Annotated in this window: 23 protein-coding genes; 17 read left to right on the top strand and 6 right to left on the bottom strand. The window is 65.8% G+C overall.

All coding sequences use genetic code 11. The features are described from left to right. Positions 1-3 precede the first annotated feature (3 nt). The 4 genes from NS365_RS07690 to NS365_RS07675 are packed head-to-tail and all read left to right on the top strand — an operon-like array spanning position 4 to position 3,377. The gene (locus NS365_RS07690; protein WP_058599698.1) at positions 4-864 is read left to right on the top strand and encodes a branched-chain amino acid ABC transporter permease; all 861 of its coding nucleotides are present in this window, start codon (positions 4-6) and stop codon (positions 862-864) included. After that, positions 861-1,913: a branched-chain amino acid ABC transporter permease gene (locus tag NS365_RS07685; RefSeq protein WP_058599697.1), complete on the top strand. Its 1,053-nt coding sequence runs from the start codon at positions 861-863 to the stop codon at positions 1,911-1,913. The genes NS365_RS07690 and NS365_RS07685 overlap by 4 nt, the downstream gene beginning before the upstream one ends. Next, positions 1,910-2,680, top strand: a complete 771-nt coding sequence (locus tag NS365_RS07680; protein WP_058599696.1) for an ABC transporter ATP-binding protein — start codon at positions 1,910-1,912, stop codon at positions 2,678-2,680. The genes NS365_RS07685 and NS365_RS07680 overlap by 4 nt, the downstream gene beginning before the upstream one ends. Beyond that, positions 2,673-3,377 carry an ABC transporter ATP-binding protein gene (locus NS365_RS07675; RefSeq protein ID WP_058599695.1) on the top strand — a complete coding sequence of 235 codons (705 nt, stop codon included), beginning with the start codon at positions 2,673-2,675 and terminating at the stop codon, positions 3,375-3,377. Before NS365_RS07680 ends, NS365_RS07675 begins: the two co-directional genes overlap by 8 nt. A 338-nt stretch (positions 3,378-3,715) precedes the next feature. Here the strand turns inward: NS365_RS07675 and NS365_RS07670 are convergent, their stop codons facing one another. Both NS365_RS07670 and NS365_RS07665 read right to left on the bottom strand, forming a co-directional pair. Beyond that, positions 3,716-5,623 (bottom strand): potassium transporter Kup, encoded by a 1,908-nt coding sequence (locus NS365_RS07670; protein ID WP_275477552.1) that lies wholly within the window; start codon positions 5,621-5,623, stop codon positions 3,716-3,718. Beyond that, positions 5,620-6,237 carry a ParB-like protein gene (locus NS365_RS07665; RefSeq protein WP_058599694.1) on the bottom strand — a complete coding sequence of 206 codons (618 nt, stop codon included), beginning with the start codon at positions 6,235-6,237 and terminating at the stop codon, positions 5,620-5,622. Before NS365_RS07665 ends, NS365_RS07670 begins: the two co-directional genes overlap by 4 nt. 524 nt (positions 6,238-6,761) lie before the next feature. Here NS365_RS07665 and NS365_RS07660 point away from each other — a divergent pair. Next, the gene (locus NS365_RS07660) at positions 6,762-7,940 is read left to right on the top strand and encodes an efflux RND transporter periplasmic adaptor subunit (RefSeq protein ID WP_058599693.1); all 1,179 of its coding nucleotides are present in this window, start codon (positions 6,762-6,764) and stop codon (positions 7,938-7,940) included. Then, a complete protein-coding gene (locus NS365_RS07655) occupies positions 7,937-11,122 on the top strand; it encodes an efflux RND transporter permease subunit (protein ID WP_275477551.1) in 3,186 nt (1,061 codons plus the stop codon). The genes NS365_RS07660 and NS365_RS07655 overlap by 4 nt, the downstream gene beginning before the upstream one ends. A gap of 86 nt (positions 11,123-11,208) precedes the next feature. Here the strand turns inward: NS365_RS07655 and NS365_RS07650 are convergent, their stop codons facing one another. After that, positions 11,209-11,679: an Lrp/AsnC family transcriptional regulator gene (locus NS365_RS07650; RefSeq protein ID WP_058599692.1), complete on the bottom strand. Its 471-nt coding sequence runs from the start codon at positions 11,677-11,679 to the stop codon at positions 11,209-11,211. Positions 11,680-11,799: 120 nt separating this feature from the next. On the opposite strand from NS365_RS07650, the gene NS365_RS07645 reads away from it, so the two are divergent. The 9 genes from NS365_RS07645 to NS365_RS24935 all read left to right on the top strand — a co-directional run bounded on the left by NS365_RS07645 (position 11,800) and on the right by NS365_RS24935 (position 21,148). After that, positions 11,800-12,726 (top strand): DMT family transporter, encoded by a 927-nt coding sequence (locus tag NS365_RS07645; RefSeq protein WP_058599691.1) that lies wholly within the window; start codon positions 11,800-11,802, stop codon positions 12,724-12,726. Positions 12,727-13,160: 434 nt separating this feature from the next. Continuing rightward, the gene (locus NS365_RS07640) at positions 13,161-14,009 is read left to right on the top strand and encodes a sensor domain-containing diguanylate cyclase (RefSeq protein ID WP_058599690.1); all 849 of its coding nucleotides are present in this window, start codon (positions 13,161-13,163) and stop codon (positions 14,007-14,009) included. 345 nt (positions 14,010-14,354) lie between these two features. Then, entirely contained in the window at positions 14,355-15,320 is a 966-nt protein-coding gene (locus tag NS365_RS07635; protein WP_058599689.1) for a sulfonate ABC transporter substrate-binding protein, read from the top strand. 11 nt (positions 15,321-15,331) lie between these two features. After that, complete coding sequence (locus NS365_RS07630) at positions 15,332-16,147, top strand: ABC transporter permease subunit (protein WP_058599774.1); 816 nt, start codon at positions 15,332-15,334, stop codon at positions 16,145-16,147. Next, entirely contained in the window at positions 16,144-16,887 is a 744-nt protein-coding gene (locus tag NS365_RS07625) for an ABC transporter ATP-binding protein (protein ID WP_058599688.1), read from the top strand. The genes NS365_RS07630 and NS365_RS07625 overlap by 4 nt, the downstream gene beginning before the upstream one ends. Before the next feature lie 95 nt (positions 16,888-16,982). Then, on the top strand, positions 16,983-18,308 hold the full coding sequence (locus tag NS365_RS07620) for an LLM class flavin-dependent oxidoreductase (protein ID WP_058599687.1): 1,326 nt from the start codon (positions 16,983-16,985) through the stop codon (positions 18,306-18,308). A 319-nt stretch (positions 18,309-18,627) separates the two neighbouring features. After that, complete coding sequence (locus tag NS365_RS07615; protein ID WP_058599686.1) at positions 18,628-19,629, top strand: SDR family oxidoreductase; 1,002 nt, start codon at positions 18,628-18,630, stop codon at positions 19,627-19,629. A gap of 421 nt (positions 19,630-20,050) precedes the next feature. Further along, entirely contained in the window at positions 20,051-20,677 is a 627-nt protein-coding gene (locus tag NS365_RS07610; RefSeq protein ID WP_153003699.1) for a hypothetical protein, read from the top strand. A 330-nt stretch (positions 20,678-21,007) separates the two neighbouring features. Further along, entirely contained in the window at positions 21,008-21,148 is a 141-nt protein-coding gene (locus NS365_RS24935) for a hypothetical protein (protein WP_244498396.1), read from the top strand. Positions 21,149-21,165: 17 nt separating this feature from the next. Here NS365_RS24935 and NS365_RS24930 read toward each other — a convergent pair whose 3' ends face one another. Together NS365_RS24930 and NS365_RS24925 are read right to left on the bottom strand one after the other, a co-directional pair. Beyond that, entirely contained in the window at positions 21,166-21,456 is a 291-nt protein-coding gene (locus NS365_RS24930) for a hypothetical protein (RefSeq protein ID WP_275477550.1), read from the bottom strand. After that, positions 21,356-21,646, bottom strand: a complete 291-nt coding sequence (locus tag NS365_RS24925) for a hypothetical protein (RefSeq protein ID WP_058599684.1) — start codon at positions 21,644-21,646, stop codon at positions 21,356-21,358. Before NS365_RS24925 ends, NS365_RS24930 begins: the two co-directional genes overlap by 101 nt. Positions 21,647-21,906: 260 nt before the next feature. Between NS365_RS24925 and NS365_RS07595 the strand changes: the two genes are divergently transcribed. Both NS365_RS07595 and NS365_RS07590 read left to right on the top strand, forming a co-directional pair. Further along, the gene (locus tag NS365_RS07595) at positions 21,907-22,503 is read left to right on the top strand and encodes an IMPACT family protein (RefSeq protein ID WP_058599682.1); all 597 of its coding nucleotides are present in this window, start codon (positions 21,907-21,909) and stop codon (positions 22,501-22,503) included. 363 nt (positions 22,504-22,866) lie between these two features. Further along, on the top strand, positions 22,867-24,114 hold the full coding sequence (locus NS365_RS07590; RefSeq protein WP_058599681.1) for a porin: 1,248 nt from the start codon (positions 22,867-22,869) through the stop codon (positions 24,112-24,114). A 298-nt stretch (positions 24,115-24,412) separates the two neighbouring features. Here NS365_RS07590 and NS365_RS07585 read toward each other — a convergent pair whose 3' ends face one another. Then, entirely contained in the window at positions 24,413-24,865 is a 453-nt protein-coding gene (locus tag NS365_RS07585; protein WP_244498395.1) for a GNAT family N-acetyltransferase, read from the bottom strand. Positions 24,866-24,914 lie beyond the last annotated feature (49 nt).

The raw sequence follows: 24,914 nt of genomic DNA, 5'->3' as shown, positions 1-24,914 counted from the left end.
GCCATGCTGACCATCCTGTTTGACGGCATCGCCTATGGGATGCTGCTCTTCATCCTCGCCTGCGGCCTGTCGGTGACGCTCGGCCTGATGAACTTCGTCAACCTCGCGCACGGCGCTTTCGCCATGGCGGGCGGCTATGTCACGGTGGTGCTGACGCAGCGCTTCGGCGTGCCCTTCCTCCTCTGCCTGCCGCTGGCGTTTCTGGCGAGCGCGGCGATCGGCGCGGTTCTGGAGCGCACGCTCTATCGCCGGCTCTATGGTGCCAGCCATCTCGATCAGGTCTTGTTCTCGCTGGGCGTCATCTTCATGTCGATCGCGGCGGTCGATTATCTCATGGGCTCCAGCCAGCAGATCATTCTCCTGCCGGACTTCCTGCGCGGGCGGTTCGAGCTGGGGGGCGTGCAGATCGGCGTCTATCGCCTCTTCATCATCCTCGTCTGCGCCGCGCTGACGATCGCGCTGCAATGGACGCTGGCGCGCACGCGCTTCGGCAGCCGGCTGCGCGCGGCGGTCGATGATGGGCGCGTGGCGCGCGGGCTCGGCATTCCCGTCAACCTCGTCTTCTCCGCCACCTTCGCGGTCGGATCAGGGCTCGCGGGCCTCGGCGGCGCGTTGGGTGGCGAGATCCTCGGCCTCGACCCCACCTTTCCCCTGAAATTTATGATCTACTTCCTGGTCGTGGTGACGGTCGGCGGCACCAGCTCGATGACCGGCCCCTTCCTCGCCGCGCTGATCCTCGGCATCGCGGATGTCGCGGGCAAATACTACGTGCCCGAGTTCGGCGCCTTCACCGTCTATGCCGTGACCGTCGCGCTTCTCCTTTGGCGGCCCTACGGGCTTGTGTCGCGGGAGGGCGGGCGATGAGCGCGGTGGATCGCAGCGCGCCGCCCGTGCCTCTGCCGCTCGCGGGCGCGCAAGGCCACGCCTCGGCAGCCTCCACGCTCCTGCGCCGGCGCAGCCGCTGGGGCCTCGGCGAGATCACCTTCTGGGCGGCGGCGGCCGCCAGCCTCGTCGTCGCGCCCGACTATCTCCTGCTCCTCAACGAGATCGCGATCCTTGCGCTCTTCGCCCTCTCGCTCGACCTCATCCTCGGCTATGCCGGGATCGTCTCGCTCGGCCACGCCGCCTTTTTCGGCTTCGGCGCCTATGCGGCGGGCCTCTTCGCGCGCGACATCTATGGCGAGCCGGTGACAGGGCTTCTCGTCGCGGGGGCGGCCTCGGGGCTCTTGGGCTTTGCCACGAGCTTCCTCGTGCTTCGCGGCTCCGACCTCACGCGCCTCATGATCACCCTCGGCCTCGCGCTCATGCTGTTCGAGGCCGCCAACCGCTTCGCCGGGGTCACGGGCGGGGCGGACGGGCTTCTGGGCATCACCATGCTGCCGGTGCTCGGCCTCTTCGAATTCGATCTCTGGGGGCAGGTCGCCTATGCCTACAGTCTCGGTGTCCTCTTCGTTCTCTTCCTCGTGGCGCGCCGAGTCGTGCATTCGCCCTTCGGCCTGTCGCTGACCGCCATCCGCAACAACCCCTTGCGCGCGGCGGCCCTTGGCATGGCTTCCCGACGCCGGCTGGTCGCGGTCTATACGCTGGCGGCAGCTTACGCGGGCGTCGCCGGGGCGCTTCTGGCGCAGACGACGCAGTTCGTCTCGCTCGACGTCCTCGCCCTGCATCGCTCGGCCGACGCGCTGCTCGTGCTTGTTCTCGGCGGAGCCGGCTATCTCTATGGCGGGCTGATCGGTGCCGCGATCTTCCGCGTGCTGCAGGAATGGCTCTCGGGCATCACGCCGCAATATTGGCAGTTCTGGATCGGCTTCATCCTCGTCGCCATCGTACTCTTCGGCCGCGAGCGCCTGACGCAGGCCCCGCGCCGCCTGTTCGAACGGCTCGGCGCGATGGTTCGCCGGAGGACGCCATGAACGCCGTGGCCCTTCCACCCCTCGCGCTCGAAACCTTCGCCTTGGAGAAGCGTTTCGGCGGGCTGGTGGCGACCAGCAACGTCTCCCTGTCGCTCAAACGCGGCGCGCGTCAGGCGCTGATCGGGCCGAACGGCGCGGGCAAGACGACGCTGATCAATCTTCTCACCGGCGTGCTGTCGCCGAGCGCGGGGTCGATCCGGCTGGACGGCGAGGACATCACGCATCTGCGCCAGGACGGGCGTGTGCGGCGCGGGCTCGCGCGCACCTTTCAGATCAACCAGCTTTTCGCCGATCTGACGCCGCTCGAAACGGTGAGCCTCGCGATCTCCGAGCGAGAGGGCGGGGGCGGGAGATGGTGGCCGCGCCTCGGCGCAGACGCGGCGGCGACGCGGGAGGCCGCCGAACTCCTCGACCGCTTCCTCCTGTCGGACGTTGCCGGGCGGCGGACGGGCGATCTCGCCTACGGCCGCCAGCGGCTTCTCGAAATCGCTACCGCCGTGGCGCTGCGCCCGCGCGTTCTCCTGCTCGACGAGCCGGCGGCGGGCGTGCCGGAAGAGGAGCGCCACGAGATCCTCGCCATCGTGAAGGCCCTGCCGGCGGACGTGACCATCCTTCTCATCGAGCATGACATGGATCTCGTCTTCTCCTTCGCCGACCGCATCTCGGTGCTGGTCGCGGGCGCACTCCTCACCGAAGGTACGGTGGCGGAGATCGCCGCCGATCCGCGCGTGCGCACGGCCTATCTCGGGGAGGGCGAGGATGTCTGAGTTGCTGCGCGTCGAAGGGCTGAAGGCCGGCTACGGCGAGGCGCGCGTTTTGGCTGGCCTGTCCTTCAAGATGGAGGCCGGCGAGGTTCTGGCGCTTCTCGGGCGCAATGGCACGGGCAAGACGACGCTGATCAACACGCTGGTCGGCGTCACCACGCGCCATGGCGGCCGCATTCATCTGAGCGGACAGGATGTGACGCGCCGGGCTCCGGAAGCGCGCGTCGCGCTCGGCCTCGGCTGGGTGCCGCAGGAGCGCAACATCTTCCGCTCGCTCACGGTCGAGGAAAACCTCAGCGCCGTCGCGCGGCCGGGGCCATGGAACCTCGACAGGATCTACGCGATGTTTCCGCGTCTGCGCGAGCGGCGGAGCAATCTCGGCAGCCAACTCTCGGGCGGCGAACAGCAGATGCTGGCGGTCGGGCGCGCGCTCGCGGTCAATCCCAGCCTGCTTCTCCTCGATGAGCCGCTGGAGGGGCTGGCGCCGGTCGTCGCCGAAGAGCTTCTCCATGCGGTGTCGCGCATCGTGCGTGAGGACGGGCTGTCGGCCATCATCGTGGAGCAGAAGGCCCGCCGTATCCTGAAGCTCGCCGACCAGGCCATCGTGCTCGATCGCGGCCTGATCGTGGAGAGAGGGACGAGCACCGCCTTTCTGGCCGACACGTCCCGTTTCGAGCGGCATCTGGGCGTCGGGCGGTAGGGCTTTGCCCGATCAGTTGCGAGGTTGATCCCTTGCAGGACGGGGAGCGAGGGCCGCTCGCCCGGTTCTGGATCGCCCCGGCCGAAACCCGATGGACGTATGGGTCACGGTCGAGATGGGTGTGAAGGATCGCTGTTGCGCGCCGGACTGTGTCGATCCAGCCAGCTCGACGGGTCGCATGACGATGGGCGTCATCAACGCTCCCCCCGAGTTCGACCAAGACCTGCCAACCGAACGCGCCCATGCCGCTCTTTCAGGGTTCCGCCCAATTCAGAGCACCCCTTTCAGAACATCTCGACCTCCAACCTCGGAAGGGAAAGGGGTCCGGTCGTTCTCCTTCAGATTCTGACCTCGGTCCCGATCTCCACCAACTGCGCCGATGGAATGCAGAAGAAGCTCCCGTTGGGGGCCGTGTTGCGCTGCATGGAGACGAAGAGGCGCTTGCGCCACTGCGCCATGCCGTTCAGCTTTGGATCGGGGATCACGGTTTCCCGGCCGATATAATAGCTGATGCCGTCCAGTTCCTCCGGTGTCAGAAGACCGGTGCTGCGGAGGCCAGCCGGGATGTCGAAACGCTCCATGAAGCCGAACCGCAAGATGACGCGGTGCATGTCGGGTCCGATCTGCGTCACCTCCGCGCGCTCGTCGGCCCGCACGTGAGGCTTCTCCAGCGTGCCGACGGACACGAGAAGAACGCGCTTCTGCAGCGCTCGGTTGTGCCGGATGTGATGCGTCAGCGACAGGGGAATGCCGGTTTTGGCCGCGCTCAAGAACGCGCCGATGCCCTCGGTGCGACAGGACACGGCATGGTCCAGCGTCGACAAAAACGCCTGCTCCTCTTCGCGCAGGTGAATGCGCGCCTGCTCCACCAGAACCACGCCGCCGCGCCAGGTCAACATGATGAAGGCGACGAGCCCGGCGATCAGGAGCGGAAGCCAACCCCCTTCCAGGATCTTCACGGCGTTGGAGGAGAAGAACACCATGTCGATCAGGAAGAAGCCGCCATTCACCAGCGCGACCAGAACGAGGCTATAGCCCCAACGCAGGGCGATCAGCGCGGCCAGAAACGTCGAGATCGCCATCAGGCCCGACACCGCGATGCCATAGGCTCCCGCCAGCGCGTCCGAGGATCGGAAGATCAGAACGGCGGCCAGCGTCCCGCCCGCCAGCAGCCAGTTGGCGAGGGGCAGATAGACCTGCCCCGCCTGATCGGCCGCCGTGTGCCGGATGAACAGGCGCGGCAGGAAGCCGAGCTGGATCGATTGCTGCGTGAGCGAGAACACGCCCGAGATGATGGCCTGACTGGCGATCACGGTGGCGGCGGTGGCGAAGACCACCAGCGGATAATGGGCCCAGCCGGGGGCCAGGCCGTAGAACGGGTTGGCGAGGGCTGAGGGATCGTTCGCGACCAGCGCCGCTTGCCCGAGATAGTTCAACGCCAGGGCCGGCAGCGCCACGGCGAACCACGCGAGCCGGATCGGAAACCGGCCGAAATGCCCCATATCGGCATACATCGCCTCGCCGCCCGTGACCGCCAAAAACACCGATCCGAGAACCGCGAAACTGATGCCGGGCGGCGCGTGCAGCAGGAAGCCGACGGCCCGCAACGGGTCGAGCGCATCCAGCACGGCGGGATGACGCAGGATGCCGGAAACGCCGAGAAGCGCGATCAGCACGAACCAGACCAGCATGACCGGGCCGAAGATGCGCCCGATGAAGCCCGTTCCCTTTGCCTGAACCAGAAACAGACCCACCAGGATCGCGACCGTCAGCGGCAGGACGAGGGGCGCGAGGGAGGGCGCGTCGAGCTTCAGCCCTTCCACGGCGCTGAGCACCGAGATGGCCGGGGTGATCGCGCCGTCGCCATAGAGCAGCGCCGCCCCGATCAGCCCGAGCACCAGAAGCACCGACTGGCGGCTGCGCGGCTTCGCGCTTCGCGCGCCCAAGAGGGCCAGCATGGCCACCACCCCGCCTTCGCCGCGATTGTCGGCGCGCATGATGAGCAGGGCGTATTTGAGCGAAACCACCAGGAGGAGCGACCAGATGATCAGCGATGCGATGCCGATCGCAGCATGGGCGCCGCCGCCCGCAGCCCCCACCGCGACCTTGAAGGCATAGAGCGGGCTGGTGCCGATGTCGCCATAGACGATGCCGAGCGCGGCGAGTGCGAGGGCGAGGTGCGTTTTGAGGGCGGGCCCCGTCCGGGGTGTGGCGGGCGCGGTGCTCGTTGCCTCTGCGCGGCTCACAGCCCGTCGCCTCCTGCCGCGCACCATCCGGGCAGCGAGCGCGCTTCCCTCGCTCGCGCCAGAGACAGGGCCTTTTCCACGGCCGCGTCGAAATCCTGCTCGACCAGCGTTTCGTCGATCCGCCTGCGCAGATGATCGGCCCAGAGAAACTCGGAAAACGGCTTGTCGCTCTTGGCGCAGCCGCCCCGCCGGATGAGAGCGCCGACAAGGCTGCGATAGGGATCGTCCGCGAGGTCGGACAGATGTTTGGGAATGTCGGCGAGATCGCACCGCGTGCCCAATGCGTCATAGGCGTGGCACCAGTGGCTGTTGTCGAGAAAGCACCAGAACTCGCCCTTGGGCAGATCGGACAGATCGGCCAGGACGTAAAGGCCGACGGGACCGGCATCCTCCTCTAGAAGCGCCCGGGCGAAATGGTGGTGATCGACGATATAGGCCCGCTGCTTGGGGCCGATCACGGCCGGGATCACGTGGCGGCGCAGGAGAAGGGTCCGCTCCGTGTCGTCGGCATCGCGCCAGTGGCGCCGCTTCGCTTCGACCTCCCGCAAGCCGACCGTCATCTGGGTCGGTCGCAAATCCTCGAGCTTGAACCCGATCGGCACGTGGGTCGGCATGGACGGCCTTTCACTGATAGATTGGAGCTGCATGTCTGGGGTCGAACCGCCCCGGTGTTCGCCATCCCGCCTTGCGGCACATGCGAATGCGCCGGCGATGATCGTAGCGCCGCCGCGCCGACCGACCAGCCCTGGACGCCCCGACTTCGCGCGTGCGGCAGAGCGCATCGATCCGCTGTGACGCGGGCGCTACATGCCGTGGCCGCGAGGCCGGCTGGGAAGGGGAGATGAGATGCACGGCACCCGCCACCGGACTGCGAGGAGGCCATTCGGCATGCCGAACGGGCCGGATGGGTCCGACCACCTCGCGATGGGATCAGGGTGCGAGGCAAGTGCACGAATGTCGGACACGGCTCGCCAGGCGGTGTGCGGGAACGGCGGCCTGGACCGGACCGACCTCTCACCTTGGAGCCGCAGATTTTAAAAACGGGCACGGGGTTCCGACCGACGCATTTATTGAGCTGGCCATTGAACCATCGGGAGGGCATCACGTTCCCGTGAGCTTGCCTTGAGGGGTTCGTGCCATGCTGTCTGTCCCGCCTGAACGAACGAGAAGCCCGAGGGCGCTCGGGGCTCTTGTCGGTGCCCTTTCGGCAGCCTGCCTGTTCGCGGGCGGCGCTCGGGCCGCCTCCGGCGCGCAGCAGTCCGACGCCGAACGCCCCGTGCCGGTCACAGCCATCGCGGCGGTGAGCGACGAACTCGACCGGGTGATCGACGGGATCGGGACGGTGGCGCCGCTTCAATCCGTCACCGTTCGCCCGCGCATGGGCGGGCAGGTGATCGCCATTCCCTTTACCGAGGGCGAGACGGTGGAGAAGGACGCCGTTCTTCTGAAACTCGACGACACGCAGCTGCGCGCCGATCTAGCGTCCGCCGAGGCTCGCAAGGCCCAGGACGAAGCGCAGGTCGCCAATGCCAAGGCCGATGTGGAGCGCTATGCCAGCCTTGCGGAAAAGGGCGTCGCCTCGGCCTCGACCCTCGAACAGAAGCGGGCGACGAACCAGCAGCTCGCGGCTTCGATCCAATATGACGATGCCGTCATCAAGAACGCGCAGACCCAACTCGGCTTCGCCACGGTGCACGCGCCCTTCACCGGCCGCGCGGGCTTCCGGCAGGTCGACGTCGGCGCGATCATCGATGCCAATTCTACCAATGGCATCGTCACCATCACGCAGATGGACCCGATCGGCGTCTCCTTCGTGGCGCCGGGAGATCGGTTCGGCGACATTCGCGAGGCTATGAAGGCGGGCATTGCCAGCGTCGAAGTGTCCACCACCGACGGAAGCCGCAAGCTCGCGACCGGACGGCTGACGATCATGGACAATGCGGTGGACGCCGAGAACGGCTCCATCCACCTGCGCGCGCAATTCGACAACGGGCAGGAGCGCCTCTGGCCGGGCCTGCCGGTGGCGACGCGCCTGACGGTGGAGCATCGGCGCGGCGTGGTGGTTCCCGACAAGGCCTTGGCGCGCGGTCCGAACGGGCTCTACGCCTATATCGTGCAAGGGGACGGCAAGGTCGCTCGCCGCGCGGTGACGGTGGCCTACGTCACCGACGCCCGTGCGCTGGTGACCAAGGGGATCGAGGCGGGCGAGCAGGTCGTCATGGACGGCCAGTCGCGCATCGCGGACGGGACACCTGTCAGCGTGACGCCCTGGTCGGGTTCGCCCGTCGGCGAACTGGCCGAAACGAGCGCGCCATGAGCGATACCGCGATGAAGGTGCCGCACGCCAGGCCGCAGGCGAACGAGCCAGGAGCGAACGAAACCGCACCGCCGCCCGCCAAGGCGAAGGGAAGCCTGTTCGATTTCTTCATTTTTCATCCGATCGCAACGTCCCTCATCATGGCGGGCATCCTGCTTCTGGGCGCAATCTCCTATCCCTTCCTGCCCGTGTCGGCCCTGCCGCAGATCGACTTTCCGACGATCCAGCTGGAAGCCAGCCTGCCCGGCGGCTCGCCCGAGACCATGGCCGCCAGCGTCGCGCAGCCGATCGAGGAGGCGCTGTCCAAGGTCAGCGGCATCACGGAACTGACCTCGAACAGTTCGCTCGGCACCTCGTCCATCACGGTGCAGTTCGCGCTGGACGAGGACATCCAGACGGCGGCGAGCGACGTGCAGACGGCGCTCAGCGAAGCCTCCGGCCAATTGCCGAAGGACATGCCCTCGCTGCCGACGGTGCATAAGGTGAACCCGGCCGATGCGCCGGTGATGCAGCTTTCGGCAACGTCCGACACGCTGACCCTGCCGCAGCTCGACGAATATATCGAGCGCAATGTCGCCGCCAAGATCGGTCAGGTATCGGGCGTCGCCTATGTCAATATCGGCGGCCGCCAGCGCCCGGCCATCCGCATCGCGGTCGATCCCGGCCGCCTCGCGCAAGCCGGCGTGACGCTGGAGGACGTGCGCAGCGCGATCTCCGATCTCAGCCTCAGCGCGCCCAAGGGCAATATCGACGATCCCACACGCACCTTCCCGATCCTGACCAACGACCAGATCACCTCGGCCTCGGCCTGGAACGACGCCGTGATCGCCTATCGAAACGGCGGCCCGGTGCGCATCCGCGACATCGGCCGCGCCGTGGACGGCGCCGAAAACACCAAGATGGCGCACTGGACCAACGGCCAGCGCGGCATCGCGCTCGATGTGTTCCGCCAGCCCGGCGCCAATGTCATCAAGGTGGTGGACGCGATCAAGACGCAGTTGCCCGCCCTCCAGGCCTCGCTGCCGAAATCGATCCATCTGGAACTCGTCACCGACCGCACCTCCACGATCCGCGCGTCGGTGTCCGACGTCCAGTTCACGCTCGGGCTGACGATCGGTCTCGTCGTGCTCGTGATCTTTCTGTTTCTGCGCAATCTGCGCGCCACGATCATTCCCGCCATCACGCTGCCGATCGCGCTTCTGGGGGCGCTCGCGCCCATGTGGGTGCTTGGTTTCAGTCTCGACAACCTGTCGCTCATGGCGCTGGTGGTCGCGGTCGGCTTCGTGGTGGATGACGCGATCGTTATGCTGGAAAATATCTCGCGCCATATCGAGGACGGGATGGAGCCGCTGGCCGCCGCGCGGCAGGGCGCGGGCGAGATCGGCTTCACCATCGTCTCGATCAGCCTGTCCCTGATCGCCGTGTTGATCCCGATCCTCATGATGGGCGGCATCGTCGGACGCCTGTTCCGCGAATTCGCGCTGACGCTGACGCTCACCATCGTCCTGTCGGCCTTCGTCTCGCTGACGCTGACGCCCATGCTCGCCTCGCGTTTCGTGCGCGTCGTGCCGGACGAGAAGCGCGGCTGGTTCTACCGGGCGGGGGAGGCCTTCTTCGAGCGGCTGACGGCGCTCTATATCGCGAGCCTCCAGCCGGTTCTGCGCCACAAGGGTCTGACGCTTCTGGCCTTTCTGGGCACCGTCGGTCTCACCGGCTATCTCTTCTACCAAGCGCCCAAGGGCTTCTTCCCGGAGCAGGACACCGGCTTCATCGCCGGCCTGTCGCAGGCTTCGCCCGACATTTCCTTTTCCGAAATGGCCAAATTGCAGGAGCGCGTCAGCGAAATCATCCTGCGCGATCCCGCCGTCTACAGCGTTTTCATGGATATCGGCGGCGGCAATGGCGGCAACGCGCTGAACCAAGGCCATGTCAACATCACGCTGAAGCCGCTGGCCGAGCGCGATGCGAGCGCGCGCGAGGTGATCGAACGCCTGGGTACGGCGCTCGACGCCCAGCAGGGCATCAAGCTCTTCATGCAGTCGGCGCAGGACATCAATATCGGCGCCCGCCCCGCCAAGACGCAGTATCAATACACGTTGCAGGACGGGAGCATCGACGAATTGTCGGACTGGTCCGACAAGGTGACGCAGGCCCTGCGCGCCCTGCCGGATCTGCGCGACGTCGGGAGCGACCGGCAGGCCGAAGCGCCCACCCTGTCGATCCGGATCGACCGCGCCGCGGCGACGCTTTACGGCGTCATGCCTGCCGCGATCGACCAGACGCTCTACGACGCCTTCGGCCAGCGACAGGTCGCCTCCTATTCCACCCAGACCGACACGTTCCATGTCGTGCTCGAAGTGCTGCCCGATCTCCAGAGCCAGATGAGCACGCTGGACCGCCTGTCGGTTCGGGCCGCCAACGGAACGCTCGTTCCCTTGTCGGCCGTCGCGCGCTGGACCACCGACAGCGTGTCGCCCGTGTCGATCTCCCATCAGGGACAGTCCCCGGCGGTGACGATCTCCTTCAACCTCGCGCCCAACGTCGCGCTGGGGGATGGCACGCGCGCGATCGAAGACGCGGTGGCCGCGCTTCATCCTCCCGCTTCGCTGCAAACGAGCTTCTCGGGCAGCGCGCGCGCCTTTCAGGACTCGCTGTCCACCGTGCCGCTCCTGATCCTCGCATCGTTGGTCGTCGTCTACATCATTCTCGGCGTTCTCTACGAGAGCCTGATCCATCCGCTGACCATTCTCTCGACGCTGCCGCCCGCCGGGCTCGGCGCTCTTCTGGCGCTGCGATGGGCGGGTTTCGACTTCGGACTGGTCGCGATGATCGGCGTCATTCTTCTGATCGGCATCGTGAAGAAGAACGGTATCATGCTGGTGGACTTCGCCATTCAGGAAGAGAAGGCCGGCAAGACGCCCGATGAGGCGATCGTGGAAGCCGCGCGGCTGCGCTTTCGCCCGATCCTGATGACCACCATGGCCGCGCTTCTGGGCGGCATCCCGCTGGCGCTCGGCCACGGTTCGGGCTCCGAACTGCGCCAGCCGCTGGGTTATGCCATCGTCGGCGGCCTCCTCGTCAGCCAGGTGCTGACGCTCTACACGACGCCGGTCATCTATCTCCTGCTGGATCGCATGAAGGGGTTGTCTTTCAGCAGGCGTGTGGCGGCGGAGCACGCTTGAACGGATGTCGTGCCTCGGCTGACGCGAAACGTCCGGTGAACCCTGCCTTCCGTCGCCCGATTGCGACGTAAGGCATTTCCGAAGGGTCAGGAGTGGCGATCTCGGTCGATCGGCAGCACCAGCGAATGCTTCACGTGGCCGTAGGTGAAGCTTGTGTCGATCGAAGCGACGCCGGGGACGGAATGCAGATCGGAACGGATGAACGTCTCGTAGTGCTTGAGGCTCCTCACCACGACCCGGAGCATGTAGTCGGCGTTTCCCGCCATCACGTAGCTGTCCATCACGACGTCGATCTTCGCGATGGCCGCCTCGAACGCCTGCACGGTTTCTCCATTGTGGGGCTGCAAGCGGATGCGCACGAAGGCCGTCACGGGATAGCCGCAGGCCTCGGTATCCACGATCGCCGTATAGCCCTTCAGGATTCCGGCCTCCTCCAGAAGGCGGACGCGCCGCAGACAGGGTGAGGGTGACAGGTTCACGCGCTCGGCCAACTCGCTGTTCGTCAGCCGGGCGTTCGCCTGAAGCTCGGCGATGATCTGCCTGTCCTTGTCGTCCATGATGGATCCCCGGTTCGTGGCAGAATCTGCCAATGTGAAGCACCATCATAGCTGAGATAGGCAGGATATGGCGCGTCTGTTTTGGTATTCTGCGGGCATCACCCCAGCGAGGAATGCCTCATGTCGCTTGCGTCGACGACCCTTGCGCGCCCCATGTCGAACTCGATGCTGGGATGGGCGGCCATGTGTGCCGCGCTCGTTACCTGGGCGGGCTTCAGCCTGTCGATGCGAGGGATCGGCGCGTCGGCTCTGACGCCGAGCGACGTCGCGCTGTTGCGCTTCGCCGTGCCCGCCCTGATCCTCCTGCCACTCGTGCCCGCGCGCCTTCGCGAACTGAAATCCGTTCGGCTCGCGCCCGCCCTGATGATCGTGATGGGTGCGGGCCTGCCCTTCTTCGGCCTCGTCGCGGCGGGTGGCCGCTTCACCTCCGCGGCCCATGTCAGCGCCCTCGTCGCCGGAACGGCCCCCTTGGCCGTGGCGATCCTCGCCCGCGTCCTGACAGGACAAAGGGGAGCGAGCCTTCCGGGGCTCGCCACCATCGTCCTCGGCATCGCGCTGCTGGTCCTTGGGCTGGGCGTGGTCGATGGACGCGTGATCGCGGGCGCCGCGTTGCTGCTGGCCGCGAGCTTTCTCTGGGGCACCTATACGATGGGAATGCGACTGGCCGCCGTCACCCCGATGACCTGCCTGATGCTGGTGACCTACCCTTCGGCGATCGCCATCGCGCTCCTGAAGGCGAGCGGCGTCTTCGAAAGCCATCTGGGAAGCATCGATCCGCATCAGGTGCTCGTTTTTGCGGGTGTTCAGGGGATCGGCACGGGCATCGTCTCAACGCTTGTCTATGCCATCGCCGTCCGCCATCTCGGCGCGCTCCGCTGCGCCACAATGGGCGCTCTGGCTCCCGTGCTGGTGACGGGCGCGGCCATTCCTCTTCTCGGCGAGCAGCCGACCCTCCTGACGATCGTGGGTGTCGTGGCCGTCGCGCTGGGCGTCGCGATGGCCAACACACGCCGGGCAGGCCCGTCCCGGCCTGCCAGGGCTGGGTAGGCAAATGTTCGCGCGGACGCGTTGGATGTCGGCCGTCCGCCCGTCCCGCGCCGAACCGCGAGACAACAAGAACGAGGTTGGTGAACGCGTCCGCAGCCGCCGTCATCGTCGATGAGGAGGAAGGACGGGCGATCCCGGGTCGGGAGGGAAGCGGCTGAACCGGATCTTGGCTGTGCCCCTCGGGTCACTCACCTGCTGACCGTCCGCGTCTCGAGACACTTCGGGTCGATCCCCGCTTCTCCGACCGGCCCGGTCTGAAATCCCTTCAAATGCTGATGGGCGGGCGTCGCGCAGGTCGGTGGTTGTGCCGCCTAAGCTCGACATCACCAACCGTCATGCACACGACATTTCGAAGAGAGCTGCGGAAGATTTGTTCTTCAGACGATCTTTACCCTCGTCCTTCAGTTTGTCTTTGCGGAATGGGGCCGAGGACGGTGTCGAAGATCAACGTGGATTCGCTTGCCGTTCCGGCATTCTCGGTCGCCATCACCGACGACGGCGTGCTTCGTTATGATGGTATCAACGACATTCTGTGCCAGATCTCGGGCCTGACCAAGGAGATGTTCATCGGCAAGACCGCAGCCGAGTTCATGTCCTTCGAGGGCGCTCAGGCGTGGGAAACCAATTATCGCCGCTGCCTCGCCTCCGGCGTCATGGACGAGTACGAAGAACTGGCCGAAACCCCCTCGGGTCTGCGCTGGTGGCGCACGATCCTGTCGCCGGTGGTCGATGAGACCGGCAAGATCATCCAGCTCCTGGGTCTGGCCGCCGACATCAACGATCGCAAGCGCGCCGAAATCGAGCTTCAGGCGGCTGTTTTCATCGACATCGTGACGGGCATCGCCAACCGGCGCCGCTTCGACCTCGACCTTGCCGCCGCCATGGCGCAGTCCATGGACAGCGGCGTTCCCTTCACGCTGATATTGGCCGATCTCGATCGCTTCAAGTCGATCAACGACACGTTCGGCCATGCAGTGGGCGACGAGGTCCTGCGTCAGACGGCGGTGCGGCTGCGGTCCGGCGTGCGGGAAAGGGACAGGATCGCGCGGGTCGGCGGCGACGAGTTCGCCGCCATTCTGTCTTCCGCGACGGATGGCGCGGTCGCCGTCGCTCTCGATCGGATCAGCCGCCAGTTCATGCGGCCCATCGAGTTTGGTGAGACCAGCGTCCCGGTCGGGGTCAGTCTCGGTGCGGCGCTCTGGAAACCGAGCATGACGGCGGACGATCTCAGGGCTGCCGCCGATGCCGCGATGTACGACACGAAGCGGGACCGGGCAGCCTGATCGCTGCGAGGCGCAGGTGGGCATGGCTTGTCCAAGCCTGACGGTGGCCCCACAGCCGGTCACATCGAAGCATCATTGCGCGCCTTTTCCTATCACAGCCCCACTGTCTATGATGCTCGTAGGGTTGGATGCTTGAGCTTCAAAGGCCAGCTCAGAGGCTGCAACGAGTTCACGGACGATGGGTATAAGACGCGCCCCGTCCATGTCTCGAAGCGAGCGCACAAGCCACCATCCGCGCGAGCAAAATATATCTACTAATTGGGTGGATTTGATGGATTTATGCTTCGGTGCGAGCGCCGCTTCCCGCTAGCATCCGGTTATCGCTGCCGAAGCCGGAGCCCATCCATGCGTATCACCCGCCGCCTTTTCAATGCAGCCCTGGTCGGAGCGCTGACGCTTGGCCTATCGCCTCTTCTGACGACGGCCTCGCCGGCGCAGGCGGCCGAAAAGGTCCTGCGCGTCGGATATCAGAAATACGGCACGCTGGTTCTCCTGAAGGGCAGGGGAACGCTCGAGGCGAAGCTGGCGCCTCTCGGCTGGAGCGTCCAGTGGACCGAGTTTCCGGGCGGGCCGCAACTCTTGGAAGCCCTGAATGTGGGCGCCATCGACTTTGGATCGACCGGCGAGGCGCCGCCGATCTTCGCGCAGGCGGCGGGCGCGCCGCTGGTCTATGTCGCCCATGAACCGCCCGCGCCCAAGGGCGAGGCGATCCTGGTTCCCAAGGACAGCCCCCTCCGGTCGGTCGCCGATCTGAAGGGAAAGACCGTCGTTCTCAACAAGGGCTCGAACGTTCACTACCTTCTCGTCAAAGCGCTGGAAGAGGCCGGGCTCGCCTATGGCGACGTAAAGGTTTCCTTCCTGCCGCCCGCCGACGGAAGGGCGGCCTTCGAGCAGGGATCGGCCGATGCCTGGGCGATCTGGGACCCGTTTCAGGCCGCAGCCGAAGTCGCCGTCGAAGCGCGCACGCTGCGCAACGGCGAGGGCATCGTTTCGAATCATCAGTTCTATCTCGGGGCCAAGCCTTTCGTGGACGCGAATGGTGCGGCAATCGACACGCTGATCTCCGCCATCGGCGAGATCGACGAATGGACGCGCGCCAATCCGGGTGAGGCGGCGGCCAAGCTTGCGCCCTCGGTCGGCATTCCCGCCGATATTCTGACACGCGCGCTGGAGCGCCAGTCCTTCGGCGTGAAGCCGCTCGATGGAAGCGTGATCGCCGAGCAGCAGCGGATCGCCGACACGTTCCATGCCCTCGGGTTGATCCCCGCGCCGATCAAGATCGCGGATGCCGTGCGAAAGGCGGGCTCGTGAGCGTCGAGGCGCTGACCGCGGCGCGCGCGGGACCGAAACTCGATCCGGCCCGCCTCGGCCGGGCGCTGGCCCCTTGGGCGCTGCCGATCGCCCTTCTCATCGTCTGGGAAGTCGCGGCCCGAACAGGGCTCGTCAATGCACGCCTCCTGCCGGCCCCCTCCGCCGTGGCTCTCGCCGGCTGGCGCACGCTTCTCGACGGGAGCCTGGCGGCCAATGTTCTGGCGTCCAGCCAGCGCGCGCTGATCGGCCTCGTGATCGGCGGCGGCCTCGGCTTCGGGCTCGGGCTCGCCACCGGCCTTTGGCGTCCGGTCGAGACGCTCTTGGACTCCTCCGTCCAGATGATCCGCAACGTGCCACATCTTGCGCTGATCCCGCTCGTCATCCTGTGGTTCGGCATCGGGGAAACGGCGAAGATCTTCCTGGTGGTCCTCGGCGTCTTCTTCCCGATCTACATCAACACCTTCCACGGGGTCCGCACCGTCGATCGGCAGTTGGTGGAAATGGCAGAGGTCTATGGGCTCGACCGGCGCGCACAGCTTTTGCGCATCATCCTGCCGGGCGCTCTGCCCTCGATCCTGGTGGGTCTGCGCTATGCGCTCGGCCTGATGTGGCTGACTCTGATCGTCGCCGAGACGATCTCGGCCTCGTCGGGCCTTGGCTACATGACGATGAATGCCCGCGAGTTCTTTCAGACCGATGTCGTGATCCTCGGAATCCTCGTCTATGCGCTTCTCGGCAAGCTGGCCGATGCGGCGACGCGGGCGATCGAGCGCCGGGCGCTGGCCTGGCATCCGGCCTGGCAACCGAACACGGAGAGAAGCCGATGAGCGCGGTGCGTCGAAGCGTCGAGGCCGCCTCGGTAGGCCTTCCGATCACCCTGTCCGGCGTGTCGAAGGGTTTTGGCCAAACGCCCGTCCTGCGGAGCTTCGATCTCAAGATCGCTGCCGGCGAGTTCGTCGCGGTGATCGGCCGCTCGGGCGGCGGGAAATCGACGCTCCTCCGTCTTCTCGCCGGTCTCGACCATCCCGATGGCGGGCGCGTCGAGCTGGGCGGGCGGGCGGTGGCCGGCATCAGCTCCAATGTCCGGCTCCTGTTTCAGGAACCGAGGCTCGTGCCCTGGCTGAGCGTCGTCGACAATGTCGGCCTCGCGCGCGGACCGGGCTGGCGAGAGGCGGCGGAGGCCGCACTCGCCGATGTCGGTCTTGACGGGCGCGGCGGCGACTGGCCTTCCGTGCTGTCGGGCGGTCAGAAGCAGCGGGTCGCGCTGGCGCGCGCACTCGTCTCTCACCCCGACATCCTGCTTCTGGACGAGCCCTTCGGCGCGCTCGACGCCCTCACGCGCCTCGAAATGCACCGTCTTCTCGGCGGTCTCTGGCGCGCGCGCGGCTTTACCACCGTCCTGATCACCCATGATGTCGCCGAGGCGGTCGCGCTGGCCGACCGGGTGATCGTTCTGAAAAACGGACGGATCGCGCTCGATGTCGAGGTCGAGCTAGAACGCCCGCGCGAGGATCTGGCCGATGCGCGCGCGACGGCCCTGCAGAAGCAGATCCTCGCGGCCGTCTGATCGGGTATCTGGAACGGGGCGCAAGGTTGCGGGCTTAGGCTTCGAATGATGATCGACCGTCGAAGGGGCGGGCGGCAGCAAGGAGGCCATCGGCCATGATCGATGCACGCAAGACGCTGAGGCTCGGCGCGTTCATGCGGCCCGTCAGCATCCATGCGGGCGCTTGGCGCTATCCCGGCGCCTGGCGCGACGCGAACTTCTCGTTCCCACGCCTGTCCTATCTTGCGCGCAAGCTGGAGGCGGGGCGCTTCGACGCCTTCTTCATGGCGGACCATCTGGCCGTGCTCAACATGGGAACCGAGGCGCTTCGACGCAGCCACACCGTTACCTCCTTCGAGCCTTTCACGCTGCTGTCGGCGCTGGCCGCGATCACCAGCCGCATCGGCCTCGTGGCCACCGGCTCGACCAGCTTCGACGAGCCCTTCCATGTCGCGCGGCGCTTCGCCTCGCTCGACCATATCAGCGAGGGGCGGGCCGGCTGGAACATCGTCACCACCTCCAACCCCGACGCCGCGCTGAACTTTGGCCTCGAGGAGCATCTGGATCATGCCGAGCGGTATCGCCGGGCGCGCGAATTCTTCGACGTCGTGACGGGCCTTTGGGACAGTTTCGCCGACGACGCCTTTCCTCGGGATGCGGCAAGCGGCACCTATCTCGACCCGGCGCGGATGCATGTCCTGGCGCACCAGGGCGAATTCTTCCGGGTGCGCGGGCCGCTTAACATCGCCCGGCCCGTCCAGGGGTGGCCGGTGATCGTGCAGGCCGGGGCCTCCGAGCCGGGGCGCCAGCTTGCCGCCGAAACGGCGGAGGTCGTCTTCGCCGCGCCGAACGGCCTCGCGGATGCACGCGCGCTCTATGCCGACGTGAAGGGGCGCATGGCCCGGATCGGGCGCGATCCCGACCACCTGAAAATCCTGCCCGGCGCCTTCGTGGTGGTGGGGGCGAGCGACGAAGAGGCGCGCGAGAAGCGCGATCTTCTCGACAGCCTCGTTCACGACGACAACGCCATCGACTCCCTGTCGATCGCGCTAGGCCACGATGCGCGCCGGTTCGATCCCGATGCGCCGCTTCCCGAAATCCCCGAAAGCAACGCCTCCAAGAGCGGTCAGGCGCGGGCGATTGCCATCGCGCGGGCCGAGAACCTGACCGTGCGCCAGCTCGCCCGGCGTTTTGCTGGCTATGCCGGCCTCTCCTTCGTGGGCACGCCAAAGACGATCGCCGACGCCATGGAGGAATGGTTGCTGAGCGAGGGCTGCGACGGCTTCAACGTCATGTTCCCCTATCTGCCGGAGGGGCTCGACGCGTTCGTGGATCAGATCGTGCCCGAACTCCAGCGCCGTGGCCTGTTTCGCACGGAGTACGAGGGCCGGACGCTGCGCGAGAACCTTGGCCTGCCACGACCGGCCAACCGCTTCTTCTAGAGCCGAGGGCCGAACCATTCGGTCGACGGCGATCGAGGGATGGCTTCCGCCGGCGAGGCACCGGACGCAGACTCCGCAGCGCACGGACCGGCACCGTCGCGGCGGGGAGAAATCGCTTCCGTCCATTCTGCATCGTGAAGCGTCGCAAGGGACGGGCTCTCGGGAATCGTCTGGATGCGACCCAGGACGTTGGCGTTGGCAGGCTTTGCGCAAGTCAGGCATGGCCTGCCGGTTCGGAACGCGCCACATCTGCGACCAGGATGATCGGGAACCATCCCGGTGATGGCGGCCTTCGGGTTGGAACACGGAGAAAAGCCTCATGACCGACACCAACCGCCGCACGTTCCTGGCCGGAGCCGCCCTGACCGCGGGCGCCGCCATGACCCTTGCCTCGAACACGACGGCATCCGCGCAAACCCGAGGCGGCGCCGGTGCCGAGCCAACCGCCCCGGATCCCGCCACCTATCCCAAGCCTCCCTATCCGACCGACATGCAGCCCTGGCCGGGGCTGGCCTCGCGCATGAACCCGCGCCCCGATCATGGCGAGACCAGCTACAAAGGGTCCGGCAAACTGGCCGGCAAGAAAGCCTTGATCACCGGGGGCGACAGCGGCATCGGCCGCGCGGCGGCCATCGCCTATGCGCGCGAGGGGGCGGATGTCGCCATCAACTATCTGCCCGCCGAGGAACCCGACGCGAAGGAGGTCGTCGCCTTGATCGAGGCGGAAGGGCGCAAGGCGGTCGCGATCCCCGGCGATCTCCGGTCCGAAGAGTTCTGCCGCAGCCTCGTCTCGCAGGCGGCCGACCAGCTGGGCGGTCTCGACATCCTCGTCAACAACGCGGCGCTCCAGCAGACTCGCGCCTCCATCGCCGACATTTCGTCCGAACTCTTCGACGACACGATGAAGACCAATGTCTACGCCCCGTTCTGGCTGACCAAGGCCGCGCTGGAGCGCATGGGCGCGGGGGCGGTGATCGTCAACACCTCCTCCGAGCAGGCGGGCAATCCCTCGCCCGAGATCATGCACTACGCCATGACGCGGGCGGCCGTGCTGAACTTCACCAAGGGCCTAGCCAAGGAATTGGCGCCGCGCGGCATCCGCGTCAACGCGGTCGCGCCGGGGCCTTTCTGGACACCGCTCCAGATATCGGGCGGAGCGACGGAGGAGAAGCTGCGCACCTTCGGCGCCGACTCGCCCATGGGACGCGCCGGGCAGCCCGCCGAGATCGCGGGCCTCTATGTCGCCGCCGCCGACCCGCTTCTCAGCTACTCGACCGGCCAGATCTTCGGCGCGACCGGCGGCAACGGCCAGCCGGCCTGAGCGAGCTATAAGCCCATCGAATTCCTAAGACACCCCCGGGCGACTTTCCCGCTCGGGGGTTTTCTCGCGTGTGAGCGAAGACGATCCGAAACGCATGTGACGTATCGAGCCGGGACGGAATCGCATCCGCCATTCCGTGGATCACGACCTCATTCGGCGGAGCACAGAACGGCAGCGACAGTCACTTCCAAAGCATCCCCTAGGTCTAGTGAACCCGTCATTTTCCCCATACCGCGTCGCAGCGCATCGAACTCGGATCCGGCTGCGGAGCAATGCTTCTGGGTTGTTAACCTTACGGCCGCTTCCAAGCAGGAGCTTCCTCCTGATCGCGTCGATCAGGCAAATTCGGGACGATTTCCTTTCTGACAACGTCGCCCGCGTAAAAGTATGACAGCGAATGTCCATGGTGGGATCGATCTGAATGAGCGATGGTTCGGAGCCGGTCTCGCCAGAGGCGGGGAAGCCGACGCGGAAGGTTTGGCGGCCGCGCGTTCCCTATGCCAATATCGCTTCCGTAGTTCTCTGTTCGGGTATGGCGGCCGCGATCATCCGCTTCGACCTTTGGCCGCCCGACCCCTTGCGCTTCCTTCGGCTCGCCGCGACGAGCGCGACATACCGGCCCTACGGTCACGGTTTGGGAGCGGGCTTGGCCGCCTACATGGGCTGGAAGTTCCTGACGATGAAGAGGCCCGATACGACCGACCGGACGAAATCCGCAATGGTCGAAGCTGTCGAGTTTCTCGTCGGCCTCGCCGCGTCCGCAGCGGTCGGCTTCTGCGTCGGATGGTTCGCCGTCACCTTCTGGCTTCCCTTTACACAGCACCTGCTGGCCGGCAAACAGGACGTCGAATACCGTTTCACGCTAACGGGAGACAGGGTTGGGAGGCCTTGTCGCGGTGTGATCGGCATCAATACGGCATTCTACGACGATGAACTCTGTGGTGTGAGGATGACAGGTTCTCCAGAGACTTGGGAGGGCCGCACACTGGTCGTCACCGGTCGGCAATCGGCCTATGGGATGATGAGGACAGGATACCGCCGCGATTAGACGCCGCAAGCGCAAGAGCCGATTGAGAGTTCCTTGCCTGCCCCGGCCCCCTTTTTCGGTTCCACGACGGATTCTAAGAATTTCACCAGGCGCGTTGGCATCACCTCGGAAACGGCAAACCCGTCGGCACGAAGGCCGGCGGGGTCGAGCTGTGGCGGGGCCAGGACGCTCGGCTTCCCGGAGAACCAGCGCTGATACGTTCGAAGCCGCTTCAGTTGTCCAAGCTCAGATCGATGCCGGACACACTACGCGCTGGCTGACGGATAGGACCAACCGGGCAAGGCGTCTGTCGGCATTCGCACGACGTTCGGCGCCTACGCCGACGCAGGCTTGGTGTCCGTCGAGGCGTTTGCTCTCGCCTTCAGCTGGAAGAAGCGGGTGCGCTCGCTGAAGAGCCGCGCTTCGCTGGATAACGCCTCGGCGGCCGCGTTCATCTCGTTGGCCACGCCGGCATTGGCCTGCGTTACCTGATCGAACTGCTGAACAGCCTAATTGATCTGCTCGATACCCACCGACAGCTCGCGGCAGGCGGCCGAGATTTTCGACACCAACCCGGCCGTGCGCTGAATGTCGGGCACGAGTTCGCGCAGATTGCCGCCCGCGTCCTCGCGTGTCGCCAGGATCGAGACCGCAGGGCAACCGATTTCGACCGCCACTTTCTCTCTGCATTCGGCAAGCTTACGGACATCGGAGGCGATAACGGCGAAGCCTTTGCCATGCGAGCCCGCTCGCGCCGGTCGTCTTGATCGCTTCGACGGCGCGCAGCGGCATCCCGTCATTCTCGGCGAGCACGTCCTTCGGCCGCGGACCTCCGCCCAGCCGGACGCGGATGACGTCGGCCGCTTGCCCAAGGGTCCCGTTGGCGCTCTGCTCCTCCGGGATGCGCAGCCCGCTGCATTCGGGGGTGGCCGGAACATTGTGCATTTTCGGCATGCGCGCCTTGGCCGCCGGGTAGCTGAGTTCATCCATCAGGATCGTGATGCGGCCCTTGCCCGCAATCGTCGGCGGACCTTCATTGTCTGCAGCTCGGCCGCGACCTGTTCATCGGACACGGCATAGGAGGTGCGGAGTTCGCTTGCGGGCTGGCAGTTGCCGAAGACGAAGGGAGGCTGGGCGGCCTTGGCGATGATCCTGTCTTCCTCGACGGCAGCGGCCATCCTATGCAGGGAGACGAAGCCGGCATAATCTTCGTGAGGGCTTCGAAACCGTCCAGCCTGCAATAGCGATCGATGAGCACACTCCACACGCTGACCGCAGCGTCACACGCCCAGCAGGACATCAAGAAGAGCCGGTTCCTTGCCGTGGCCAATGCCGTTTCGGACGTGGAGGCGGCGCAGGCCTTTCTGGCGCGGCACGCCGATCCGACGGCCCATCACAATTGCTGGGCATGGCGGATCGGGCAGACCTATCGGTTCTCGGACGACGGCGAGCCGACGGGCACAGCGGGCAAGCCCATCCTGCAGGCGATCGACGGACAAGGGCTGGATCGCGTCGCCGTTCTGGTGACGCGGTGGTTCGGAGGCATTCGCTTGGGCACCGGCGGTCTCGTCCGCGCCTATGGCGGAACCGCCGCGCTCTGCCTGCGTGAGGGCGAGAAGGCCCCGCTTCGCGATATGGTTGCGGCAACGCTGACCTGCCTGTTCGGCGATCTCGCGCTTTTGCAGGCGCGCATCGCGGCTCAGGCCGGGGTGGAGATCCAAGCCACCACGTTCGGCGAGACGGGGGCCCAATGGTCGCTCGCCGTCCCGCAAGACATGGCAGAGACGATGGCCCGACTGGTGGCCGATCTGACCCATGGGCGCGCTCATCTGCGCTTCGACGACTGACGAAGGCGCGTCGCCGCGCCCGACGGGGCGCCATAGCAAGCACCGAGCGCCACGCTTCTGCATCCGGCGCATCGACTGGCTAAGTCCCCCCAAGCCATCGGTTGATGATGCCTCCACGGCATTTCGACACGCCTGTAACGTTTACACAACAGCCAAAGTATAGCTTTCTTCACGAATGTGTCATCAAACGACACGCACCAATAGAAAACGTTGCATGATTGCATCAATGGAGTCGTTCGAAGCTGTCATACAAGGGTGTCGGTGCTGTTCCCGCGTGACTCCACATGAAAGTTTGGTAAGGATGGCTTTGGACATAGGCGCCCAACGAACACATCCAAAAACAGTCTGCTGGAGATTAAGACTATGAATTTGAAGAGCCTTCTTCTTGGCTCCGCTGCGGCCCTCGTGGCGATGACGGGTGCCCGCGCGGCCGATGCTGTCGTCGTCGCCGAGCCTGAGCCGGTCGATTACGTCCGCGTTTGCGACGTCTACGGCAAGGGCTTCTACTACATCCCGGGCACCGAGACTTGCCTCAGCGTCGGCGGCTATGTCCGTTTCCAGTATAACGTGGCTGGCGATCCGGCTCGTAACCTGGAAGGCGACGACTATCAGGCCGGCAGCTCGGTCCGCGCCCGTCTGAACTTCGACGCTCGCGAAGAGACCGAACTCGGCACGCTGCGCGCCTTCGCTCGCGTCCAGGCCCAGAACAACACGATCGCCCAGCCCGACTCCTCGCTCGGCGCCAGCTACGTGATGGACCAGGCCTACGTCCAGCTCGGCGGCCTGCTCGTCGGTTACCGCGACTCGCTCTGGACCTCGGGCGTGGGCGGTCTGGAAGACGGCCTGCTGACCGATAGCGATCTCGTGGTCGGCGACTTCAACACCAATCAGGTGTCCTATACGTTCGCTGTGAACGGCTTCTCGGCCACGCTCGGCCTCGAAGACGACCGCACCGGCGACATCGTTCCCGACGTCCATGCCAAGCTGGTCTATTCGGGCGCTTGGGGCGGTGCTTACCTCTCGGCCGTCTATGACGAGACCTACAACCCGGTCAACGCCAACGGCATCACGAACACGATCGCGATCAACGGCGTTCCGATCTCCATCGTCGGCACCTTCCCGACGCTGCTGCGCGACGGCAACAACGACGCCTTCGCTCTGAAGGGCGGCGTCCTCCTCAAGAACCTGATCGCGGCTGACTCGCAGCTGAAGATCGAAGGTCACTACGCCTTCGACCCGACCGTCTATGCCGGCATCACCGCCATCAACACGGTCAGCACGCTGTCCAGCAACCAGCTGACCAATGCCGGCGTTCCGATCATTCTCGAGTGGGCCGCTGGTGCGGGCTACGCGCAGAAGTTCGGCAAGGTCGGTCTCGCGATCGCCGGCCAGTACGGCAAGACCTTCGACTCGCGTCTCGTGACCCCGATCAACGGCGTGACCTTCATCGGTCAGGGCGAATACTGGGCCGCTGTCGGCAACGTCGGCTACGCGATCACCAACAACTTCGCAGCGCTCGGCGAAGTCTCCTACAAGAACGTCGATTTCGGCGGTCCGGTCGGCGACGTCGATCAGGTGGCGGGCTTCCTGCGCCTGCAGCGCAACTTCTAATCCGACCAAGTTCCTGCGGGCTCCGGCCCGCAGGTTTCGCCGGTCCGCCGGCACATGACCTGACCTCCAGTCAGACTGACGACGACCGGACGCGTTTCGTCCACGCGGCGGTCAAGCTTGGCCGCTCCTTCCCGGAGCGGCCTTTTTGGGTTTTTGTCGTATGGTGCAGCCCGTCATCATAAAGCGGGCGACGCTCACCAGGGGAAGAGGCGGAGCATGTGTTTCCGCACGCTCGACCGGCGTTCGAATGGAAAGCGGTCGTTCAGGGAAAATGACATTCGCCCGCTGGCGGGCAAGCCTATGAGGGGAGGCGTAAAAGATAGATGTCGACATCGTCTTGCGCTGTCTCGTTGAAACCGAAGCGCCGGTAGAAGCGTCCCGCATCGCTCCTTTGCAACACGCACAATCGTACGGACTGGCCTGACTCGTCGGCTGTGGCGAGGATCTGCCGGAGAATGGCAGCGCCCAAACCACGCCCCTGGAACGCTGGATCGATATAGAAATGTTCGAGAAGCAGCCCGTCTGCTTCCGGCTTCACGGCGACGCAACCAGCAAGCTCTTCGGCCACCAGTACGAGGCGGGTATGCTCAGGTGTGAAGGTTGATCTAAAGCGCTCGAAAGCCCGCTGCTCGTCATAGCGTCCGATACGTTCCAGACTCTCGCGCATGGCAGCGACCCGCAGTCCGAAGAGGCGGTCGAAGTCCTCAGCGGTCGCCGGTATGAGGGTATATTCCGGGCAGGAATCGGTCACGCTCCTTACGCTCATTCGCAGAATATAGTCGCGAGGCTCTACCGGACGC

This window comes from Aureimonas ureilytica (genome assembly GCF_001475935.1).
Classification (GTDB): domain Bacteria; phylum Pseudomonadota; class Alphaproteobacteria; order Rhizobiales; family Rhizobiaceae; genus Aureimonas; species Aureimonas ureilytica_A.
The sequence above is the reverse complement of the archived record's forward strand: the minus strand, read 5'-3'. Positions and strand labels throughout refer to the sequence as shown.

What these genes read in the sequence shown, in the direction of transcription:
- NS365_RS07615 (WP_058599686.1), top strand. Translation starts at nt 18,628, where the DNA reads ATGACCGACACCAACCGCCGCACGTTCCTGGCCGGAGCCGCCCTGACC.
- NS365_RS07675 (WP_058599695.1), top strand. Translation starts at nt 2,673, where the DNA reads ATGTCTGAGTTGCTGCGCGTCGAAGGGCTGAAGGCCGGCTACGGCGAG.
- NS365_RS07620 (WP_058599687.1), top strand. Translation starts at nt 16,983, where the DNA reads ATGATCGATGCACGCAAGACGCTGAGGCTCGGCGCGTTCATGCGGCCC.
- NS365_RS24925 (WP_058599684.1), bottom strand. Translation starts at nt 21,646, where the DNA reads ATGGATGAACTCAGCTACCCGGCGGCCAAGGCGCGCATGCCGAAAATG.
- NS365_RS07590 (WP_058599681.1), top strand. Translation starts at nt 22,867, where the DNA reads ATGAATTTGAAGAGCCTTCTTCTTGGCTCCGCTGCGGCCCTCGTGGCG.
- NS365_RS07635 (WP_058599689.1), top strand. Translation starts at nt 14,355, where the DNA reads ATGCGTATCACCCGCCGCCTTTTCAATGCAGCCCTGGTCGGAGCGCTG.
- NS365_RS07685 (WP_058599697.1), top strand. Translation starts at nt 861, where the DNA reads ATGAGCGCGGTGGATCGCAGCGCGCCGCCCGTGCCTCTGCCGCTCGCG.
- NS365_RS07660 (WP_058599693.1), top strand. Translation starts at nt 6,762, where the DNA reads ATGCTGTCTGTCCCGCCTGAACGAACGAGAAGCCCGAGGGCGCTCGGG.
- NS365_RS07690 (WP_058599698.1), top strand. Translation starts at nt 4, where the DNA reads ATGCTGACCATCCTGTTTGACGGCATCGCCTATGGGATGCTGCTCTTC.
- NS365_RS07655 (WP_275477551.1), top strand. Translation starts at nt 7,937, where the DNA reads ATGAGCGATACCGCGATGAAGGTGCCGCACGCCAGGCCGCAGGCGAAC.
- NS365_RS24930 (WP_275477550.1), bottom strand. Translation starts at nt 21,456, where the DNA reads ATGACGGGATGCCGCTGCGCGCCGTCGAAGCGATCAAGACGACCGGCG.
- NS365_RS07610 (WP_153003699.1), top strand. Translation starts at nt 20,051, where the DNA reads ATGAGCGATGGTTCGGAGCCGGTCTCGCCAGAGGCGGGGAAGCCGACG.
- NS365_RS07650 (WP_058599692.1), bottom strand. Translation starts at nt 11,679, where the DNA reads ATGGACGACAAGGACAGGCAGATCATCGCCGAGCTTCAGGCGAACGCC.
- NS365_RS07665 (WP_058599694.1), bottom strand. Translation starts at nt 6,237, where the DNA reads ATGCCGACCCACGTGCCGATCGGGTTCAAGCTCGAGGATTTGCGACCG.
- NS365_RS07645 (WP_058599691.1), top strand. Translation starts at nt 11,800, where the DNA reads ATGTCGCTTGCGTCGACGACCCTTGCGCGCCCCATGTCGAACTCGATG.
- NS365_RS07680 (WP_058599696.1), top strand. Translation starts at nt 1,910, where the DNA reads ATGAACGCCGTGGCCCTTCCACCCCTCGCGCTCGAAACCTTCGCCTTG.
- NS365_RS07625 (WP_058599688.1), top strand. Translation starts at nt 16,144, where the DNA reads ATGAGCGCGGTGCGTCGAAGCGTCGAGGCCGCCTCGGTAGGCCTTCCG.
- NS365_RS07595 (WP_058599682.1), top strand. Translation starts at nt 21,907, where the DNA reads ATGAGCACACTCCACACGCTGACCGCAGCGTCACACGCCCAGCAGGAC.